The 17,938-nt window shown below is 70.6% G+C and carries 17 protein-coding genes and 1 pseudogene; 6 read left to right on the top strand and 12 right to left on the bottom strand.

Translation table 11 applies throughout. The features are described from left to right. The 10 genes and pseudogenes from Q8S40_RS16215 to Q8S40_RS16170 form a co-directional block, all read right to left on the bottom strand. Positions 1-321 (bottom strand): annotated as a pseudogene (locus Q8S40_RS16215) (hypothetical protein); the annotation flags it as partial. Positions 322-331: 10 nt separating this feature from the next. Beyond that, the gene (tolR, locus tag Q8S40_RS16210) at positions 332-805 is read right to left on the bottom strand and encodes a protein TolR (protein WP_304809285.1); all 474 of its coding nucleotides are present in this window, start codon (positions 803-805) and stop codon (positions 332-334) included. A gap of 3 nt (positions 806-808) precedes the next feature. Further along, positions 809-1,537, bottom strand: coding sequence for a protein TolQ (gene tolQ, locus Q8S40_RS16205; RefSeq protein ID WP_304809307.1), 729 nt, complete (start codon positions 1,535-1,537; stop codon positions 809-811). Between the two features lie 80 nt (positions 1,538-1,617). Next, a complete protein-coding gene (locus Q8S40_RS16200) occupies positions 1,618-2,025 on the bottom strand; it encodes a YbgC/FadM family acyl-CoA thioesterase (protein ID WP_304809309.1) in 408 nt (135 codons plus the stop codon). 25 nt (positions 2,026-2,050) lie between these two features. Continuing rightward, positions 2,051-3,100: a Holliday junction branch migration DNA helicase RuvB gene (gene ruvB, locus Q8S40_RS16195; protein WP_304809287.1), complete on the bottom strand. Its 1,050-nt coding sequence runs from the start codon at positions 3,098-3,100 to the stop codon at positions 2,051-2,053. A gap of 7 nt (positions 3,101-3,107) precedes the next feature. Then, positions 3,108-3,734, bottom strand: a complete 627-nt coding sequence (ruvA, locus tag Q8S40_RS16190) for a Holliday junction branch migration protein RuvA (protein WP_304809289.1) — start codon at positions 3,732-3,734, stop codon at positions 3,108-3,110. After that, positions 3,731-4,255: a crossover junction endodeoxyribonuclease RuvC gene (gene ruvC, locus Q8S40_RS16185; protein WP_305671198.1), complete on the bottom strand. Its 525-nt coding sequence runs from the start codon at positions 4,253-4,255 to the stop codon at positions 3,731-3,733. Before ruvC ends, ruvA begins: the two co-directional genes overlap by 4 nt. 25 nt (positions 4,256-4,280) lie before the next feature. Next, positions 4,281-6,317, bottom strand: a complete 2,037-nt coding sequence (locus Q8S40_RS16180; RefSeq protein WP_305671197.1) for an acetate--CoA ligase family protein — start codon at positions 6,315-6,317, stop codon at positions 4,281-4,283. Beyond that, positions 6,314-7,096 carry an enoyl-CoA hydratase/isomerase family protein gene (locus Q8S40_RS16175; protein WP_305671196.1) on the bottom strand — a complete coding sequence of 261 codons (783 nt, stop codon included), beginning with the start codon at positions 7,094-7,096 and terminating at the stop codon, positions 6,314-6,316. Before Q8S40_RS16175 ends, Q8S40_RS16180 begins: the two co-directional genes overlap by 4 nt. 14 nt (positions 7,097-7,110) lie before the next feature. After that, positions 7,111-8,097, bottom strand: coding sequence for a tripartite tricarboxylate transporter substrate binding protein (locus Q8S40_RS16170; RefSeq protein WP_305671195.1), 987 nt, complete (start codon positions 8,095-8,097; stop codon positions 7,111-7,113). Positions 8,098-8,223: 126 nt separating this feature from the next. Here Q8S40_RS16170 and Q8S40_RS16165 point away from each other — a divergent pair, with 126 nt between their 5' ends. After that, positions 8,224-9,105, top strand: coding sequence for a LysR family transcriptional regulator (locus tag Q8S40_RS16165; RefSeq protein ID WP_305671194.1), 882 nt, complete (start codon positions 8,224-8,226; stop codon positions 9,103-9,105). Positions 9,106-9,206: 101 nt separating this feature from the next. Here Q8S40_RS16165 and iolE read toward each other — a convergent pair whose 3' ends face one another. Together iolE and iolD are read right to left on the bottom strand one after the other, a co-directional pair. After that, positions 9,207-10,070, bottom strand: coding sequence for a myo-inosose-2 dehydratase (iolE, locus tag Q8S40_RS16160; protein WP_305671201.1), 864 nt, complete (start codon positions 10,068-10,070; stop codon positions 9,207-9,209). Between the two features lie 5 nt (positions 10,071-10,075). Further along, positions 10,076-11,914 (bottom strand): 3D-(3,5/4)-trihydroxycyclohexane-1,2-dione acylhydrolase (decyclizing), encoded by a 1,839-nt coding sequence (gene iolD, locus Q8S40_RS16155; RefSeq protein ID WP_305671193.1) that lies wholly within the window; start codon positions 11,912-11,914, stop codon positions 10,076-10,078. Between the two features lie 89 nt (positions 11,915-12,003). Between iolD and iolG the strand changes: the two genes are divergently transcribed. From iolG to Q8S40_RS16130, 5 genes are all read left to right on the top strand, one after another. Then, positions 12,004-12,990, top strand: coding sequence for an inositol 2-dehydrogenase (iolG, locus tag Q8S40_RS16150; RefSeq protein WP_305671192.1), 987 nt, complete (start codon positions 12,004-12,006; stop codon positions 12,988-12,990). After that, positions 12,987-13,766 carry an SDR family oxidoreductase gene (locus Q8S40_RS16145; protein WP_305671191.1) on the top strand — a complete coding sequence of 260 codons (780 nt, stop codon included), beginning with the start codon at positions 12,987-12,989 and terminating at the stop codon, positions 13,764-13,766. The genes iolG and Q8S40_RS16145 overlap by 4 nt, the downstream gene beginning before the upstream one ends. Then, positions 13,763-14,545 carry an inositol monophosphatase gene (locus Q8S40_RS16140; protein ID WP_305671190.1) on the top strand — a complete coding sequence of 261 codons (783 nt, stop codon included), beginning with the start codon at positions 13,763-13,765 and terminating at the stop codon, positions 14,543-14,545. Before Q8S40_RS16145 ends, Q8S40_RS16140 begins: the two co-directional genes overlap by 4 nt. A 94-nt stretch (positions 14,546-14,639) precedes the next feature. Next, positions 14,640-15,686: an ABC transporter substrate-binding protein gene (locus Q8S40_RS16135; RefSeq protein WP_305671189.1), complete on the top strand. Its 1,047-nt coding sequence runs from the start codon at positions 14,640-14,642 to the stop codon at positions 15,684-15,686. 68 nt (positions 15,687-15,754) lie between these two features. Continuing rightward, complete coding sequence (locus tag Q8S40_RS16130) at positions 15,755-17,938, top strand: iron ABC transporter permease (protein WP_304813872.1); 2,184 nt, start codon at positions 15,755-15,757, stop codon at positions 17,936-17,938.

Raw genomic sequence — 17,938 nt, 5'->3', positions numbered from 1 at the left:
CGGCGGCGGTGGCGGCGGCGTTGGCTGGGGCGGCGCGTTGGTCGGCGGCTCCGGCACCGGCGGCACCGGGGAAGGATCGGGCGGCGCCGGCACGGCATCGGCCGGCGCGGCGGGGCCGGGCTGGTCGCCGCGCGCCTGGGCCGGCGGCTCGGGGGAGGTGAATTCCACCGACATCGCCATCTCGACCGGCGGCGGCAGCGGCCGCGCATAGCCATAGAGCAGCCCGGCCACGCCCAGCAGCACATGCAGGCCGAGCGAGATTGCCGCCCAGCGCTTCAGCGCCCGGTCATCATCCCCGAATTGTAGGACGGCGCCTGACAAGCCGGCCCCCTCAGCGCCTCGCCGGCGCGGCTTGCGGGCTTTCCGCCAGCAGCGCGACGCGGGTGAAGCCGGCGGAGCTGACGGTGCCCATCACCTCCATCACCCGCCCATAGCTGATGGCGCGGTCGCCGCGCACGAAGATGCGGCGTTCCGGCTGGCCCGGCTGCTGCTGGTTGCTGGCCAGGATGGCGCGAAGCTGCGCCACCAGCGCCTCCAGCGGCACTTCCGTCTCCTGCAGGAAGATCGCACCCTCGGCGGTGACGGAGATGGTCAGCGGGTCCTGTTCCTGGTTCAGGTTGCTCGCCTGGGTGCGCGGCAGGTCCACCGGCACGCCCACCGTCATCAGCGGCGCCGCCACCATGAAGATGATGAGCAGCACCAGCATCACGTCCACCAGCGGCGTGACGTTGATCTCGCTGACCGGCCGGAAGCTCGCCCGACCGCCCCGCCCGACCTTCCTGCCGCCGAAGCTGCCACCGGCCATACCTCAGCCCTCCGCCGGCTGGCGTGCCGGGACAGGGGTCGCCGGTCCGGCCGCCGCGGCTTCGGATTGGCGGGACAGGATGGCGCCGAATTCGGCGGCGAAGGCATCCAGCCGCCCGGCGAAGCGCCCGAGGTCCGAGGACAGCTTGTTGTAGGCGATGGTGGCCGGAATCGCGGCAACCAGGCCGATCGCGGTGGCGAACAGCGCCTCGGCAATGCCCGGCGCCACGACCGCGAGATTGGTGCTCTGCATGCCGGCGATGGCGGAAAAGCTGTTCATGATGCCCCAGACCGTGCCGAACAGCCCGATGAAGGGCGCTGCCGAGGCAACGGTGGCCAGGAACACCATCCAGCGCTCCAGCCGGTCCATCTCCCGCGTGATGGCCACCGACATGGCGCGTTCGACGCGTTCCTTCATGCCGGTCACCGCCAGGTCGCTGGTCATGGTGCGGCCGGAGGACCGGCGCCATTCGCGCATGGCGGCGCCGAAGACGGCGGCGATGGGGTTGGTGGGCTGCTCGCCTTCCTTGCTGAACAGCTCCTCCAGGCTGCCGCCCGACCAGAAGCGGTCCTCGAAGCCATCCGCCGCCCGGTTCACCCGGCGCAGCGAGGTCAGCTTCTCGAAGACGATCGCCCAGACCCAGACGGAGGCGAGCAGGAGCGAGACCATCACGGCCTTCACCACCCAATCCGCCATCAGGAACAGCGACCACAGCGACATGTCGTGCGCCATCGGTGCCAGGGCCTGCGCGGTCACATTGCCCAAAGCGCAATCTCCTCATTCAGCGGCCACCCGAAGCGGGCGGCGAAACCTCAAACCAGCCCCTCAAGCGCCACGCGCCAGGGCGCGGGCAGCCGGGTGGGCCGCAGCCCGTCGGCGCGCACGCAGACCAGCCCAACCCTTAACCTCGCCAGCACCGCATCCCCCCGCAGAACACGCTGTTCCAAATCCAGGGTTGCCGCGCCGACCCCCGCCACGCGAGTCGCCACAAGCAGCGCATCATCGAGTCGAGCCGGGGCCACATACTCCACTTCAATGCGCCGCACCACGAGCATCGCATTGTAACGCGCCATCATAAGCGAATGCGGCAAGTCCATGGCCCGCAACGATTCAGTCCGCGCCCTTTCGGCCCATTTCAGGTAGTTGGCGTGGTAGGCGACACCGCCCGCATCCGTATCGTCAAAATAGACGCGCAGCGTGTGGCAGTGCTCTGTCGTCATTTTGTCCACGGGCCGGCCCCCTGCCTCATTCCTCGAAGGGTGGCGCCTGGGCCAGCAGGTCGAGCTGCGCCGCGATGGCGCGCGGCGGCATCAGGCCCAGATGGCGCCAGCCCGGCTCCCCCAGCATGCGCCCGCGTGGGGTCCGCAGCACCAGGCCCTCCTGGATCAAAAAGGGTTCCACCACCTCCTCCAGCGTATCCCGGCTTTCGGCCAGCGCGGCGGCCAGCGTCTCCACCCCCACCGGGCCACCATTATGGTGTTCCGCGATGCGCTTCAGGTAGCGGCGGTCCTGAGCATCGAGGCCGAGCGCATCGACCTCCAGCCGCAACAAGGCGCCATCCACCATGGGCCGGTCCGCGGCGCGGCCGGAGACTAGGGCAAAGTCGCGAATACGGCGCAGCAGCCGCCCGGCCACGCGCGGCGTGCCGCGGGAGCGTTTGGCGATTTCCAGCGCGCCATCCTCGGTCAGCGCGAAGCCGAGCTTCTCCGCCCCCCGGCGGACGATCAGCAGCAGTTCTTCCACCTCATAGAATTGCAGCCGCAAGGGAATGCCGAAGCGGTCGCGCAAAGGCTGGGTCAGCAGGCCGGCGCGGGTGGTGGCGCCCACCAGGGTGAAGGGTGGCAGGTCGATCCGCACGGTGCGCGCGGCGGGGCCCTCGCCGATGATCAGGTCGAGGCAGTAATCCTCCATCGCCGGATACAGCGTTTCCTCGATGGCCGGCTGCAGGCGGTGGATCTCGTCCACGAACAGCACGTCGCGTGGCTGGAGGTTGGTCAGGATCGCCGCCAGATCCCCCGCCCGTTGCAGGATCGGGCCGGACGTCGCCCGGAACCCGACGCCGAGCTCGCGGGAGACGATCTGCGCCAGCGTGGTCTTGCCGAGGCCGGGCGGGCCGAACAGCAGCACATGGTCCATCGCCTCGGCACGTTGGCGCGCGGCACCGATGAAGACGTGCAGATTCTCCCGCAGCGGCTTCTGGCCGATGAAATCGGACAGGCTCTGCGGGCGCAGGCTGCCCTCCGCGCCGTCTTCCTCCTGCCGCGCACCGGCCGTCAGGCGTTCGCTGTCGCTCATGCTTGGCTCATCTCGGCGCCATCTCCTTCAGCGCCTCGGTGATCAGCGCGGCCAGCGCGGCGTCATCGCCCAGGCGCCGGGCGCCACGGGCGACGGCGGCGGCGGCCTCCGGGCGCTTCCAGCCGAGATTGACCAGGGCCGAGACCGCATCCGCCTGCGGCCCGGCAGGCTCGGCGCTGGGCAGTGGCTCGCCCGCGCCGACGCCATCGGCCTCCGGCATGGCGCGGCCGACCGCCCATTTCTGCATCGCCGGCTCATCGACGATGCGGGTGGCGGTGGCGGCGCCGAGGCCTTTCACATCCGCCAGCCGCTTGCGTTCCTTGGTGGCGATGGCGCGCGCCAGATCGCCCGGCGCCAGGCCGGACAGCACCAGCAGCGCCTTCTGCGGGCCGACCGTCTTCACCTCGATCAGCGCCAGGAAGGCATCGCGTTCCGTTGCGTCGAGGAAGCCGAACAGGGTGATGGCATCCTGGCTGACACGGGTTTCCACCAGCAGTTTCTGCACGCCGTCCCGTGCCGTCAGCCTGTCCAGCGTCTTGCGGGAACAATGCACCAGGTAGCCGACGCCGTTGACATCGAAGACGCAGGCGCCGTCCTGCACCTGGTCCACCAGGCCGCGGAGGGAGCCGATCACGACGCCGCCTTGGCGACGGCGGCCGAGAAGGCGTTGCGCGTTGAGCGGTGATGCGCGTGGCAGATGGCGATGGCCAGCGCATCCGCGGCATCCGCGCGCTTGAAGGTGACGCCCGGCAGCAGATGCCGGACCATCGCCTGCACCTGTTCCTTCGCCGCATGGCCATTGCCGACCACGGCGCGCTTCACCTCCATCGCGCCATACTCCCGCACCACCAGCCCGGCGAGCGCGGGCGCCAGCAGCACCACGCCGCGCGCCTGGCCGAGTTTCAGCGCCGATTCCGGGTTGCGGGCGACATAGGTATGCTCCACCGCCGCTTCATCCGGCGATTGCTCGGCGATCACTGCCTCCAGCCCCCGATGCAGCGTCAGCAAGCGGTGGTGCAGATCATCCCCGGCATGGGTCGAAACCACGCCCTCCGCACAGAAGCGGAGGCGGTACCCGTCATGCTCCACCAGCCCCCAGCCAGTGTGCTGGAGGCCGGGGTCTAGGCCGAGGATGCGAATCGGGCGGGCGGACATGCCCCTTCATAGCAGAAGGGCCGCCCTACCCCAGCACCGCCAGCCCATCCGCCGCCCGCACCCCCTGCCCTTCCGGCAGGACGAAAAGCGGGTTGATCTCGGCTTCCAGCAGCCGCTCGCCCAGCGCCTCCCCCATGCGGGAGAAGGCGAGCACCGCATCGACCAGGGCCGGCACATCGCCCGGCGGCGCACCCCTAAAGCCTGCAAGGACCCGCGCCACCTTCAGGCCGCGCACCATCCCCTCCGCATCCTCGCGGGACAGCGGCAGCATGCGGAGCTGCGTGTCGCCGAACACCTCCGCCGCCGTGCCACCGGCGCCGAGCAGCACGGCGCTGCCCAGATGCGGGTCGCGGACCATGCCGAGGATCATCTCGATGCCGCCGGAGATCTGTTCCTGCACCAGCAGCCCCTCGGCCCCGGGTAGCTTGGCCAGCAGCGCGGTGCCGACCTCCGCCACCCGATCGGGCGTGACGTTCAGGACCACGCCGCCGATATCGGATTTATGCGCCAGGTCGCGCGCCAGCAGCTTCACCACCAGGCGCGGGCCGAGGCCTTGCGCGGCCTGCTGCGCCGCCGCAGGCGTCACGGCGCTGGCCTCACGCGTCGCGGGGATGCCGAAATGGGCGAACAGCGCCTTGCTCTCCGCCTCGTTCAGCTTGCCGGTGGGCAGGCCGGGCGGGACGGTTTCGGAGCTGGACGTTGCGGGCTGAAAGGCAGGGCGGGCGAGCGCGGCGAGGATCGCGGCAATCCCCTCCGGCGTCGTGCTGGCCGGCACGCCACGCGCATTCAGCCCGGCGGCGATGTGGGGCGCATGCGGGCTGACATAGGCGATCACCGGCTTCTGCGAGTCACCGCGCGCTTCCAGCATCGCATCGGCCACCAGCTCCGGCTGCGCCAGGGCGGAGCTGCCGACGACGACGACCAGGGAATCATAGCCATCGCTGTCCAGCAGCGTGCGGATGGCGCCGCGGAACAGGTCGGGACGCACCCCGGCCAGCGTCACATCCACCGGATTGCCGACCGGCGCCTCGCCGAGCAGCGCAGCCAGTTTCCCCCGCACAGCGGCATCCGGCGCGGGCAGGCTGCCACCGGAGAGACCAACCGCATCCGCGACCAGCGCGCCGGCGCCACCTGTCGAGGTCAGCACCGCCACCCGGAACCCCGCCGCGCGCCTGCCCTGCGCCAGGGCGGCGGGCACCTCCAGCAGGTCCGAGAACCGCTCGGCCCGGATCACGCCGAGACTGGCGAAGAAGGCGTCATACATCCGGTCCGCCCCGGCCATGGCGCCGGTATGGGAGATGGCGGCGAGCGCCCCGGCCTCCGACCGGCCGACCTTGAAGGCGACCACCGGCTTGCCGGCCGCGGCCGCACGGCGCGCGGCGGCGCGGAAGCGTTCCGGGTTGCGCAGGCCTTCCAGATACAGCGCGATGGCGGTTGTGGCGGGGTCGTCCACCAGCGCGTCCAGCACCTCCGCCACCTCGATATCGCCCTCATTGCCGGTGGCGATAAGCTTGGCGAAGCCGATGCCCGCGGCTGCGCCACGCGACAGCAGCGCGCCCAGAATGCCGCCGGATTGCGAGACCACGGAAAGCCCGCCCGGTGGCAGATTCTCGAATTCCAGCGCGCCGGAGGCACTCAGCACGATGCGGTCGGTCAGGTTCACCACGCCGATGGTGTTCGGCCCCAGCAGCCGCATGGACCCGGCCGCACGCTTCAGCGCGGATTGCTTTTCCGCCCCGGCCTCGCCGGTCTCGCCATAGCCGCCGGCCAGTACGATGGCGGCCTGGCAGCCCCTGGCCGCCAGATCCCGCACGGCGGCTTCCGCGCGTTCGGGACCGACCAGCACGATGCCGACATCCGGCGCGCCCGGGAGGCTCGCCACATCCTTGTAGCAGGGCAGGCCGGCGATTTCGGTGGCGCGCGGATTGACCGGCCAGACATCGCCGGCAAAGCCGTGCCTCAGCAGATAGCCGACGGGCCGCCCGCCGGTCTTGGTGGCATCGGCGGAAGCGCCCACCACCGCCACGCTGCGCGGGCGCAGCAGCGCCTGGAAGGCGCTCATTTCTTCGACTTCTCGAGGAAGGCGGCAACCGAGGCGCGGTGTTCCGCCGTGGTGTAGCAGATGGCCTGGGACTGGCTGCCGATGGCCAGCACCTGTTCGAAGCTGGTCTCCAGGCTGCGATCCAGTGTCGCCTTGGCCAGCGCCAGCGCCGCGATGGAATGCGTGCCCATCTGGAGCGCCCATTCCTGCGCCGCCGCGGCGAGTTCGGCATCGGGCACCACACGGTCGGCCAGGCCAATGGACAGCGCCTCCGCCGCATCGACGCGCCGCGCGGTGAAGACCAGTTCCTTGGCGCGGGCCAGCCCGACGCGGCGCGGCAGGAAATACATGCCGCCGCCATCCGGGATCAGCCCGCGGGCGAGAAAGCTCATCGTGAAGCTGGCCGATTCGCCGCAGAGAAGAAAATCGCAGGCCAGCGCGACATCGGCGCCGAGCCCCGCCGCCGGGCCGTTCACCGCGGCGATCACCGGCTTCGGCATGTGGTGCAGCAGCGTCACCGCCCGATGCGTGCGCGCCTGGCGCCGCCAGCCATTGATGGCGACATCCTCCGGCGGGGCTTGCAGCCGGTTCTTCATGCCGCGCACATCGCCACCGGCACAGAAAGCTGTGCCGGCGCCGGTCAAGACCAGCGCCTTGATCGCCGGGTCCGCCGCCACCGCCTCCAGCGCTGCGATCATCTCGCCGCGCATGTCATCGTCGATGGCGTTGCGCACCTGCGGCCGGTTCAGGGTGAGCGTCGCGATGCCGCTGTCGATCGTGAGGAGGATGGCGTCGGACATATGGACGAAAATCCTTACTGGACGCGAAGGTTGGCGCGCTCGACCACGCGCGACCAGCGCTCACGGTCGGAGGCGAGCAGGCGGGTGAAGTGCGCGGGCTCCGGGCTCGGCGCGATCTCATCGACGCCGGAGGCGATCAGGCGGCGCTTGATATCCGGCTCGTTGATGGCGGCGACGGCGGCGGCGTGCAGCACCGCGATGCGGTCCGCCGGCGTCGCGGCCGGGGCCAGGAAGCCATACCAGGTGGAGCTGTCCAGTTCAGGAAAGCCCTGTTCCACGCTGGTGGAAAGGTTGGGCAGCGCAACGCTGCGCGACTGGCCGGCAATGGCGATGGCGCGGATCTTGTCCGCCTCGATATGCGGCTGCAGGGGCGCGGAAGCGTTGGTCAGCAGATCGAGCCTGCCGGCGATCAAATCGTTCAGCGCCGGGCCGGTGCCGCGATAGTGGATCGGCTCCATCTCGATGCCCAGCACCACGCCGATCATCGCACCCAGCGCATGGCCATTGGTGCCGACGCCCGGCGTGCCGAAACGCAGCGGCTCGCCGCGCGCCTTCGCGAGCGCCTGCAATTCGCGCAGGTTGGTGGCGCGCAAGCTGGGATGCACCGTGATGACGTTGGGCGAGGCGCCGAGATAGGCGACGGCGGCGAAATCGCGCACCGGATCATAGGGCAGCCGCGTCTGGACCAGGGAGGAGATGACGAAGCTGCCGGACCCCGCCAGCAGGATGGTGTGGCCATCCGGCTCCGCCTTCGCCACGGCATCATTGCCGATCACGCCGCCGGCGCCGCCGCGATTCTCCACCACCACGGGTTGCCCCAGGCGCTGTGACATGGCGTCCGCCAGCATGCGGCCGACCACGTCATTGCTGCCGCCGGCGGTGAAGGGGATGACCATGCGGACCGCGCGGCTCGGGAAGGTCTGCGCCGCCGCGCCGCGGGTCAGGGTGACGGGGGCGGCCAGGGCAGCCAGGCCCAGCAGGGCATCTCGGCGACGGATCATGGGGTGTCCTCCGGTTGATGGCGGGCCTTCAGACGGGCCTGCGCTGGCCCATGTCTCGCGCGATGAGGCGGCGGAAGCCAGCGCGCAATGCTTGCCCTACCCCAAGCGGAGCTTATGCTGAGCCATATGCCGGACCCGCTGCCCCCCCTCGCCGCCCTGCGAACCTTCGCCCTGGTGGCGGAAACCGGCAGCCTGACCGCGGCCGGCGCAAGGCTGAACCTGACCCAGCCCGCCATCAGCCGCCGCATCCGCGAACTGGAAGCCGCGCTGGGCGTGACGCTGGTGCATCGCGGCGCCAATGCGCTGCGGCTGACGGAGGATGGGCTGCGCTACGCCGCCGCCTTGCAGCAGGCCTTCGCCGGCATCGCCACCGCGACGCTGGAACTGCGCGGCACCGCCGCGGCGCCGCTGCGGATCCGCGCCTACACCACCTGGGCGATGCGCTGGCTGATCCCCCGCCTGCCCCGCTTCCGTGCCCACCACCCCGGGCTGGAGGTGGAGGTGGTGACCTCCACCAGCCCCGCCGTGGATTTCGCGCGGGAGGGGCTGGATGCCGCCATCCGCACCGCGCCCGCCGGCACGCCGCCGATGCGCGGCGCGGTGCGGTTGCAGGCGGTGCATGTCGCGCCCTTCGCCGCGCCCGCCGCCGCGCGGCAGGGGCTGGACCGGCTGACCTGGCTCGGCAGCCGGGTGCGGCCGCGCGACTGGGGAAGCTGGTGCGACGCCGCCGGCCGCGCCCTGCCCGCCACGCCACCCCTGCTGTTCGAGAGCACCTCGCTTGCCATCCAGGCGGCGCTGGAGGGCCTGGGCGCCGTCATCTGCACGCCCGATTTCGTCGAGGAGGAAGTACGCCGCCGCCGGCTGCGCCGCCTTTCCCCTATCTCGGCCGCGACGGGCGATCACTACTGGCTGCTGCAACCCCCAGGCGCGCCGCGTGCGGGTGGGGAGGCGCTGCGCGACTGGCTGCTGGATGAGGTGGCGGCCCTGCCGCGCGGCGCTGCGCGATAAACCCGCTGGCCGCTGGTCACCACCCACAGTTCGGGAGCCGCTACGGCCCGGTTTCCCGCGGCTCCGGCGTCAGTTCGTGCAGTCCTTCATGCGGGCCGGCATCAGGTGATCCGGGCCAGATAGTCATGGCCCATCCGCGCATAGGTCAGCGGATGCGCCTTGGCCGGGTCCTGCTCCGCCTCCACCACCAGCCAGCCCTCGTAATCGGGTAGCTGCGCGAGCACGGCCGGGTAGTCCACACAGCCATCGCCGGGGACGGTGAAGACGCCTTCCAGCACGGCGTCGAGGAAGGACAGGCCGCGCGCCTTCACATCCGCCATCACCGGCCGGCGGATATCCTTGCAATGCACATGCACCACCCGCGCGGCGTGGCGCTTGGCGGCGCGCACCGGGTCGCCACCCGCGAAGGTCAGGTGGCCGGTGTCCAGCAGCAGGCCGACATCGCGTGTGCCTTCCATCAGCCGGTCCACCTCATCCTCCGCCTCGATTACCGTGCCCATGTGGTGGTGATAGGCCATGGTGAGGCCGCGCGCCTTCAGCCGCCGCGCCATCTCATCCAGCCGCGGCAGCAGCACGTCCCATTGCGCGCGATTGAGGATCGGGCGGCAGGTCAGCGCGGTGGCCTTCTGGCCATGCACGCTGCCGGTGACCTCGCAATGCACCATGGTAGTGCAGCCGAGCGCGGTGAGCAGCGCGATATGCGGCTCGGCTTCCGCCATCTCGGCATCCACATCACGCTCCAGCAGGCGCGAGCCGTACCAGCCGGAGACCAGCGCCAGGCCGTGCGCGTCCAGGATCGGCTGCAATGCCGCGGCGTCACGCGGAAACTTGTTGCCAAGCTCCACGCCCGCGAAACCGGCCAGCTTCGCCTCCGCCAGGCAGGTCTCGAGCGGGGTTTCCGCGCCGAGTTCCGGCATGTCGTCATTCGTCCAGGTCAGGGGATTGATCCCGAGCCGCACTCGCATCTTCGTCACGCTCCGCTGCCCCGCTTGCGCAGGGCGGTTTCATAGGTCTGGCGGGCCGCTTCCTGCGCCGCACCACGAGGTGCCGCGCTGACCGGAACCTCCCACCAGGCGCCGCCCTCCGCCGTGCTGGCGGCCGGGTCGGTGTCGATCACCACCACGCTCGTGCGTTTGCTGGACAACGCTTTGGGCAAGGCCGCCTCCAGCCCGGTGATGCCATCCACCTTCACCGCCTGCGCGCCGAGTGCGGCGGCATGCGCGGCGAAATCCACCCGCGGCGCGGTATCCGGCAGCAGGTTCAGGAAGGGCGCGCCGCCGGTCGCGCCCTGCAAGCGGCTGATGCAGCCGAAGCCACGATTATCCAGCACCACGATGGTCAGCTTGGCGCCCATGGCGACGCTGGTCGCGATCTCGCTGTTCATCATCAGGTAGCTGCCATCGCCGACCAGAACCACCACTTCCCGCGTCGGCGCCGCGAGCTTCACGCCGAGCCCGCCGGCGATCTCGTAGCCCATGCAGGAGAAGCCGTATTCCACATGGTAGGAGGCCGCATCGGTCGCCCGCCACAGCTTGTGCAACTCCCCCGGCAGCCCGCCCGCGGCGCACACCACTATGCCATCCGCCGGCATCGCCCGGTTCACCGCGCCGAGCACCTGCGCATCGGATGGCAGCCCGGCGTCGCGCGGCTTTGGCGCGGCGGTGATGCGCTCGACGCTGCGATGCCAGCGGCCGGTCGCCGTCACGGCCTTTTCCTGCCAGGGCCGCGGCGCATCCCAGCGGCCGAGGCCGGCGCTCAGCGCCAGCAGGCCGCGCAGCGCATCCGCCACCAGCGGCTGCGCGCCATGCTTGCCGGCATCGAAACCGGCGACATTCAGGCCGAGGATGCGCGCGCCGCCGAACAGGGCGCGGGAGCCGGTGGTGAAATCCTGCAACCTGGTGCCGACGGCCAGCACCACATCCGCCTTCTCCGCCAGCGCATTCGCCGCCGCGCTGCCGGTCACGCCGATGGCGCCCGCATTGCGCGGATGATCCCAGGGCAGGCTGCCCTTGCCGGCCTGGGTCTCCGCCACCGGCACGGCGTGGCGATGCGCGAAATCGGCCAGCGTGGCCTCCGCCCCCGCATATTTCACGCCGCCGCCGGCCAGGATCAGCGGGCGTTTCGCGTCCCGCAGCAGCGCCACCGCCTCGGCCAGTTCGTGCCGGTCCGGCTCCGGCGCGCGGGGCCGGTGCAGGCGCTTGCGGAAGAATTCCGTGGGCCAGTCGAAGGCCTCGGTCTGCACATCCTGCGGGAAGGCGAGCGTGGCCGGGCCGCATTCCACCGGGTCCAGCAGCACCCGCAGCGCCGCCGGCAGCGCCGCCAGCAATTGTTCGGGGCGCATGATCCGGTCGAAGTAGCGGGAGACCGGGCGGAAGCAGTCATTGGCGGAGACGGTGCCATCGCCAAACGCCTCGACCTGCTGCAGCACCGGGTCCGGCTGGCGACTGGCAAAGATGTCGCCGGGCAGGAACAGCACCGGCAGGCGGTTCACATGCGCCAGGGCGGCGGCGGTGACCATGTTGGTCGCGCCCGGCCCGACCGAGGTGGTGCAGGCCATCATCCGCCGCCGCGCATGGGTCTTGGCGTAGGCGATGGCGGCATGGGCCATGGCCTGTTCATTATGCGCCCGATAGGCCGGCAGGGACTTGCCCATCGCCTGCAAGGCCGGACCGAGTCCCGCGACATTGCCATGGCCAAAGATGGCCCAGACGCCGCCGAAGATCGGCACGCTGCGCCCATCCAGCTCTGTCATCTGCGCGGCCAGGAAGCGCCAGGTGGCCTCGGCGGCGGTCAGGCGTATGGTGGCCATGGATTCAGGTCCTGGGCGTCATTGGCGGCGAGCCGCGGGAGAGTTACGATTTGATGACAAGCCCCACAAGCGGGCCGCCAGGAAACACCATGCTGCATTTCGCACAATTCGGCGCCGGACGCATCGGCGCCATCCATGCCCACAGCCTGGCCGCCAGCGGCCGCGGCACGCTGCGCCACGTGGTGGATGTGCACGCCCCCGCCGCCCAGGCCCTGGCCGAACGCCACGGCGCCCAGGTCTCCACCACCGAGGCCGCGCTGGCGGACCCGCAGGTGGGCGCGGTGATCATCGCGAGTTCCACCGACACCCATGCGGACCTCATCATCGCCGCCGCCCAGGCCGGCAAGGCGATTTTCTGCGAGAAGCCGATCGACCTGTCGCTGGCCCGCGTCGATGCCTGCCTCGCTGCCGTGGCCAAGGCCGGCGTGCCCATGCTGGTCGGCTTCAACCGCCGCTTCGACCCGGATTTTTCGGAACTGCACCGCCGCATCCGGGCTGGCGCGATCGGCGCGGTGGAGCAGGTGGTGATCACCAGCCGCGACCCCGGCCCGCCGCCGGTCGCCTATATCAAGGTCTCGGGCGGGCTGTTCCGGGACATGACGATCCATGATTTCGACATGGCGCGCTGGATGCTGGGCGAGGAACCGGCCGAGGTCTTCGCCACGGGCTCCAACCTGGTGGACCCCGAGATCGGCGCGGCGGGCGATATCGACTCGGCCATGGTGGTGCTGAAGACCGCATCCGGCCGCATGGCCACCATCAACAACAGCCGCCGGGCCTCCTATGGCTACGACCAGCGGGTGGAGGTGCATGGCAGCCTCGGCCGGTTGATCGCCGGCAACCGGGTGGGCAGCACGGTGGAACAGGCGGACGCCCAGGCGGTCTCCACCGAGAAGCCGCTGCACTTCTTCCTGGAGCGCTACGCCCAGGCCTACCGGGCCGAGATGCTCGCCTTCATCGAGGCGGTGACCAACGGTACCGCCATGCCGGTCGGCGCGGCGGATGGGCGGCAGGCGCTGGTGCTGGCCGATGCCGCGCTGCGTTCCATGGCCGAAGGCCTCGTGGTGCGGCTTTGAACATCACCCTGCCCGGCCGCCGCATCCTGGTGACGGGCGGCACCCAGGGAATCGGTGAGGTCGTGGCGATGGCCGCGGCCGAAGCCGGCGCCGCCGCCATCTGCATCACCGGCCGCAATGCCGCGCGTGGCGCGCAGGTGGTGGAAAGGCTGCGCGGCCTGGGGGCCGCCGCGCATTTCATCGCCGCCGACCTGGCCGATGCGGCGGCCACCGCCGGCATCCTCGCCCAGGCCGAATCGGCGCTCGGGCTGATCGACGGGCTGGTGAATGCGGCGGGCGTGACGGATCGCGGCACCATCCTGGATACGGATGTGGCGCTGTGGGACCGGCTGTTCGCCGTGAACGCCCGCGCGCCCTTCCTGCTGACCCAGGCCTTCGCGCGGCGCCTGGTGGCGGAAAAGCGGCCTGGGGCTGTGGTGAATGTCATCACCATGTCGAGCCATGGCGGCCAGCCCTTCCTGACCGGCTACGCCGCCTCCAAGGGCGCGCTGGCGACATTCACGAAGAACACCGCCTTCGGCCTGCGCGCCCACCGCATCCGGGTGAATGGCATCAACCTCGGCTGGGCCGACACGCCGGGCGAGCACGCCATCCAGGCGAAGGATGGCAACCCGCCCGATTGGCGCGAACAGGCGGAACCGGCACAACCCTTCGGCCGGTTGATCCGCCCGGCGGATGTGGCGGGGCTCGCCACCTACCTGCTGTCCGACGCGGCGGAAATGATGACCGGCGCCTTGATCGACTTCGACCAGAATGTGATGGGAGCCTATGCGTGACCCGGGATGAGCTGAAGCACCGCATGGAGGTCGCCGCCTCCATCGCGCAGGAGGCGGCCGCGCTGGCCTTCCAGATGCGCGCCAACGGCATGGCCGAGACCACCTTCAAGGGCGCGCAGGATTTCCTGACGGAGGCCGATGGCGCGACCGAAAGCTTCATCCGCGCCAAGCTCGCCCGGCACTTCCCCGATGACGCGATCATCGGCGAGGAACAGGGCGGCGCGGTGGCGGGCGACGGGCCGGTCTGGATCCTCGATCCGATCGACGGCACCTCCAACTTCTCCCGCGGCAGCGACCGTTGGTGCGTCTCCATCGGCATGGCGCAAGGCGGCCGCGCGGTGCTCGGCGCCATCGCCCGCTACGCGCCGGCCGAGGTGTTCGTGGGCGCGGAAGGCTGCGGCGCCACGCTGAACGGCACCCCGATCCGCCCCGCCACCACCACCGACATGCGCCGCGCGATCATCGAGGTGGGCTGGTCCAACCGGAAGCCGCTGGCCGAATTCCACAGCCTGGCCCAGGCCGCCATGGCGGCCGGCGCCGGGCTTCGGGTGGGCGGGTCCGGCACGTTGGGGCTGGTGGAGACGGCGGTCGGGCGGCTCGACGCCTATATCGAAAAACACATCAATTCCTGGGATGCCTGCGCCGCCATCGCCATCGCGCGGGAGGCCGGCTGCTGGACCAACGGCTTCGACAGCGGCGACTGGATCGCGGAGGGCAACCCGATCGGAATCGGCGCGCCGGCGCTGGCCTCGGCCCTGGACGCGCTGATGAAGGCTTGAGGAAGCACTTGGCACAGCCTTAACTGGAGTGTCACAAACAGATTATTGGACCGGCGCCATAACGCCGGCCATCCCATCGGAGGCTTCCCCGTCCATGTCGACCCCCCGCCGCCTTCTCGCGACCGGCTTCGCTGTCACCCTCACCGCCCTGCTGCCCGCCGCCGCCAGCGCCCAAGGGACAAATCCCGGCAATCTGACCGTCTATTGCTCGGTGCAGGAAGAATGGTGCCGGCCGATGGTGCAGGCCTTCGAGCGCGCCACCGGCGTGCGCGTCGCCATGACGCGCAAATCCTCCGGCGAGACCATGACGCAGATCCGCGCCGAGGCCGCCAACCCGCGCGGCGACGTATGGTGGGGCGGCACCGGCGACCCGCACATGCAGGCGGCGGAGGAAAACCTGACCGCCGAATACCGGTCCCCCCGCATGTCCGAACTGCATGATTGGGCGACGCGCCAGGCGGAGCAGTCGCGCTTCCGCACCATCGGCATCTATGCCGGAGCGCTGGGCTATTCCTACAACACCACGGAGCTGACGCGCCGCCGCATCGCCGCGCCGACCTGCTGGGCGGACCTCGCCAAGCCGGAATTCCGCGGCGAGATCCAGGTGGCGGACCCCAACACCAGCGGCACCGCCTACACCATGCTGGCGACGCTGCTGCAGGTGATGGGGGAGGAGCCGGCCTTCGACTTTCTGAAGGCGATGCATCGCAATGTGAACCAGTACACTCGCTCCGGCGCCGCGCCGGCGCGTGCGGCGGCGACCGGCGAGACGCTGGTCGGCATCACCTTCCTGCATGATGCGGTGACGCAGAAGATCGCCGGCGCGCCGGTGGAAATCGTCGCACCGTGCGAGGGCACGGGCTACGAGATCGGCTCCATGTCCATCATCCGCGGTGCGCGCAACATGGAAAACGCGCAGCGCTTCTATGACTGGGCGCTGAGCGCGGAGGCGCAGGCGATCGCCGGCACCGCCAATTCCTTCCAGCTTCCCTCCAACCGCAACGCGCCGATCCCGCCGCAGGCGCCGCGCTTCGAGAATATCCGCCTGATCGACTATGATTTCGCGCGCTGGGGTTCGGCCGCGGAGCGCACCCGCGTGATCACGCGCTGGGAGCGTGAGGTGCGCGCCGGCGCCCGCTGATCCACTGGGCACGGGCCGGGAATTTTCCCGGCCCGATTCGCATCTGACCATCCCGGATATGAGCTGACATGGGCGCCCTGACCCTGGCCCGCGCCGCGCTGCTTTGCGCGACGCTCGGGCTGTTCCTCGCCCCCTGGCATGGCTTGCAGGATGGCTTGTCCGAGCTATCAGCCTGGCCGGGCGGCACGGCGGCGCCACTGGTAGCGCTGCTGCTGGATGGCAGCCGCTGGTGGCTGTGGCCGGTGGCCCTGCTGCTGGCGCTGGCCGCGCCTGCCCTGCTGCGCGGCCGTGCCCAGGCCAGCCTGGCCTGGATCGGCGCCGGGCTGGTGCTGGTGGTGTTCGCCGCGGGCTATGCCATCGGGCTGAACGGGCTGAACTGGGGGTGGCTGGCACCGCTGCTCGGCGCGCCGCCGGCGCAGCCCTCGCTCGGCTGGGGCGCGTTGCTGGTGCTGGCGGGCGGCACGGGGATGTTCGCGGCGGGCCAGGCGGCGCGCGGGCGGTTCGGCGCGGATGCCTTCGTCGCCTTCCTGGTCTGCGGCTGCGGCTTCCTGCTGCTGCTGTTCGTCTTCCTGCCGCTGGTCAACATGCTCTCCGCCGCGCTGTATGAGGATGGCAGGCTGGCGCCCGCCGCCTTCGGGGCGCGGCTGGTGGCGCCGGAGGCCTGGAGCCTCGCCTGCCTGTCCACCCACCAGGGTTGCGGCGTGGTGTGGAACACGCTGCTGCTGGCGACGCTGACGGCGGTGATCTCGACCTTCCTCGGCCTGGCCTTCGCGCTGCTCGCTGTGCGCGGCGGCACGCGCGGGCCGATCAGCGCCGGCGCCTTCCGCGCCATGACCATCCTGCCGCTGATCACGCCGCCCTTCGTCGTCTCGCTGGCGCTGATCGTACTGTTCGGCCGCACCGGCATCGTCACCGGCTTCATGTGGGACTGGTTCGACATTCCGCGCAGCCGCTGGATCTATGGCCTGCCGGGCGTGCTGCTGGCGCAGGTTCTGGCGCAGGCGCCGATCGCCTTCCTGCTGCTGGACGGCGCGCTGCGCGCCATTTCGCCGAGCCTGGAGGAAGCCGCCTCCACGATGGGCGCGCGGCGCATGCGGGTGTTTCGCACCGTCACCTGGCCGCTGCTGAAGCCGGCACTCGCCGCCGCCTTCCTGCTGGCCTTTGTTGAAAGCCTGGCGGATTTCGGCAATCCGCTGGTGCTCGGCGGCGATTTCGACGTGCTGTCCACGCGCATCTTCTTCGCCATCGCCGGCGCGCGGCATGATCCCGGTCGCGCGGCGGCGCTGGCCTTGCTGCTGCTGGCGCTGACCTTCGGCGCCTTCGCGCTGCAGGCGCTGTGGCTCGGCAAGCGGCGCTACACCACGGTGACCGGCAAGGGCGATAGCGGCCTGCCGGCGCCGATGCCGAAGGGGCTGAAATTCACCTGCGCCGCGGTCGCCTGGCCCTGGATGATCTTCACCGCCGCCGTCTATGGCATCATCCTGATCGGCGGCTTCGTGCACGACATCGGCCGCGGCGACCTGTCCTTCACCTGGCGGCACCTTGGCACAGGCTTCGAGGTGGATTGGTTCGACGGCGCGCCGGCCTTCATCGGCAGCGCCTGGGACAGCCTGTTCACCACCATCCAGGTCGCCGCCATTTCGGCACCACTGACGGCGGGGCTCGGCATCCTGCTGGCCTGGCTGATCGCGCGGCAGAACTTCCCCGGACGGCGCGGGCTGGAATTCATGACGATGCTGTCCTTCGCCATCCCTGGCACCGTTGTCGGCGTGTCCTACATCATGGCCTTCAACGTGCCGCCGGTGGAACTCACCGGCACGGCGCTGATCCTGGTCATCTGCTTCGTCTTCCGCAATCTGCCGGTCGGCGTGCGTGGCGGCATCGCGGCGCTGGCGCAGATCGACAAATCGCTGGACGAGGCTTCCGCCACCATGGGCGGCGGCGCCTTCCAGACCTTGCGGCGCGTGGTGTTGCCGCTGCTGCGGCCAGCCATCATTGCCGCGCTGGCCTATTCCTTCGTCACGGCAATGACGGCCGTCTCGGCCGTGATCTTCCTGGTCTCGGCGCGGCACAACCTCGCCACCGTCTATATCGTGGGCCGGGTGGAGGCAGGCGAAATGGCGCTCGCCATCGCCTATTCCACCGTGCTGATCGTCATCATGCTGGTGATGGTGCTGGGCATCGAGAAACTGGTCGGCCGCGCGCGCCTCGGCCGCGGCAGCGCCCCCACACCCATCCGCGCCGGAGCCTGA

It is taken from the genome of Falsiroseomonas sp., assembly GCF_030695085.1.
In the GTDB taxonomy this organism is placed as follows: domain Bacteria; phylum Pseudomonadota; class Alphaproteobacteria; order Acetobacterales; family Acetobacteraceae; genus Falsiroseomonas.
Note: the sequence above shows the minus strand (reverse complement) of the source record. Positions and strands in the feature narration are given on the sequence as shown.

What these genes read in the sequence shown, in the direction of transcription:
- Q8S40_RS16170 (WP_305671195.1), bottom strand. Translation starts at nt 8,097, where the DNA reads ATGATCCGTCGCCGAGATGCCCTGCTGGGCCTGGCTGCCCTGGCCGCC.
- Q8S40_RS16130 (WP_304813872.1), top strand. Translation starts at nt 15,755, where the DNA reads ATGGGCGCCCTGACCCTGGCCCGCGCCGCGCTGCTTTGCGCGACGCTC.
- Q8S40_RS16200 (WP_304809309.1), bottom strand. Translation starts at nt 2,025, where the DNA reads ATGACGACAGAGCACTGCCACACGCTGCGCGTCTATTTTGACGATACG.
- tolR (WP_304809285.1), bottom strand. Translation starts at nt 805, where the DNA reads ATGGCCGGTGGCAGCTTCGGCGGCAGGAAGGTCGGGCGGGGCGGTCGG.
- Q8S40_RS16175 (WP_305671196.1), bottom strand. Translation starts at nt 7,096, where the DNA reads ATGTCCGACGCCATCCTCCTCACGATCGACAGCGGCATCGCGACGCTC.
- ruvB (WP_304809287.1), bottom strand. Translation starts at nt 3,100, where the DNA reads ATGAGCGACAGCGAACGCCTGACGGCCGGTGCGCGGCAGGAGGAAGAC.
- Q8S40_RS16180 (WP_305671197.1), bottom strand. Translation starts at nt 6,317, where the DNA reads ATGAGCGCCTTCCAGGCGCTGCTGCGCCCGCGCAGCGTGGCGGTGGTG.
- tolQ (WP_304809307.1), bottom strand. Translation starts at nt 1,537, where the DNA reads ATGGCGCACGACATGTCGCTGTGGTCGCTGTTCCTGATGGCGGATTGG.
- iolE (WP_305671201.1), bottom strand. Translation starts at nt 10,070, where the DNA reads ATGCGAGTGCGGCTCGGGATCAATCCCCTGACCTGGACGAATGACGAC.
- Q8S40_RS16135 (WP_305671189.1), top strand. Translation starts at nt 14,640, where the DNA reads ATGTCGACCCCCCGCCGCCTTCTCGCGACCGGCTTCGCTGTCACCCTC.
- ruvC (WP_305671198.1), bottom strand. Translation starts at nt 4,255, where the DNA reads ATGTCCGCCCGCCCGATTCGCATCCTCGGCCTAGACCCCGGCCTCCAG.
- iolD (WP_305671193.1), bottom strand. Translation starts at nt 11,914, where the DNA reads ATGGCCACCATACGCCTGACCGCCGCCGAGGCCACCTGGCGCTTCCTG.
- iolG (WP_305671192.1), top strand. Translation starts at nt 12,004, where the DNA reads ATGCTGCATTTCGCACAATTCGGCGCCGGACGCATCGGCGCCATCCAT.
- Q8S40_RS16165 (WP_305671194.1), top strand. Translation starts at nt 8,224, where the DNA reads ATGCCGGACCCGCTGCCCCCCCTCGCCGCCCTGCGAACCTTCGCCCTG.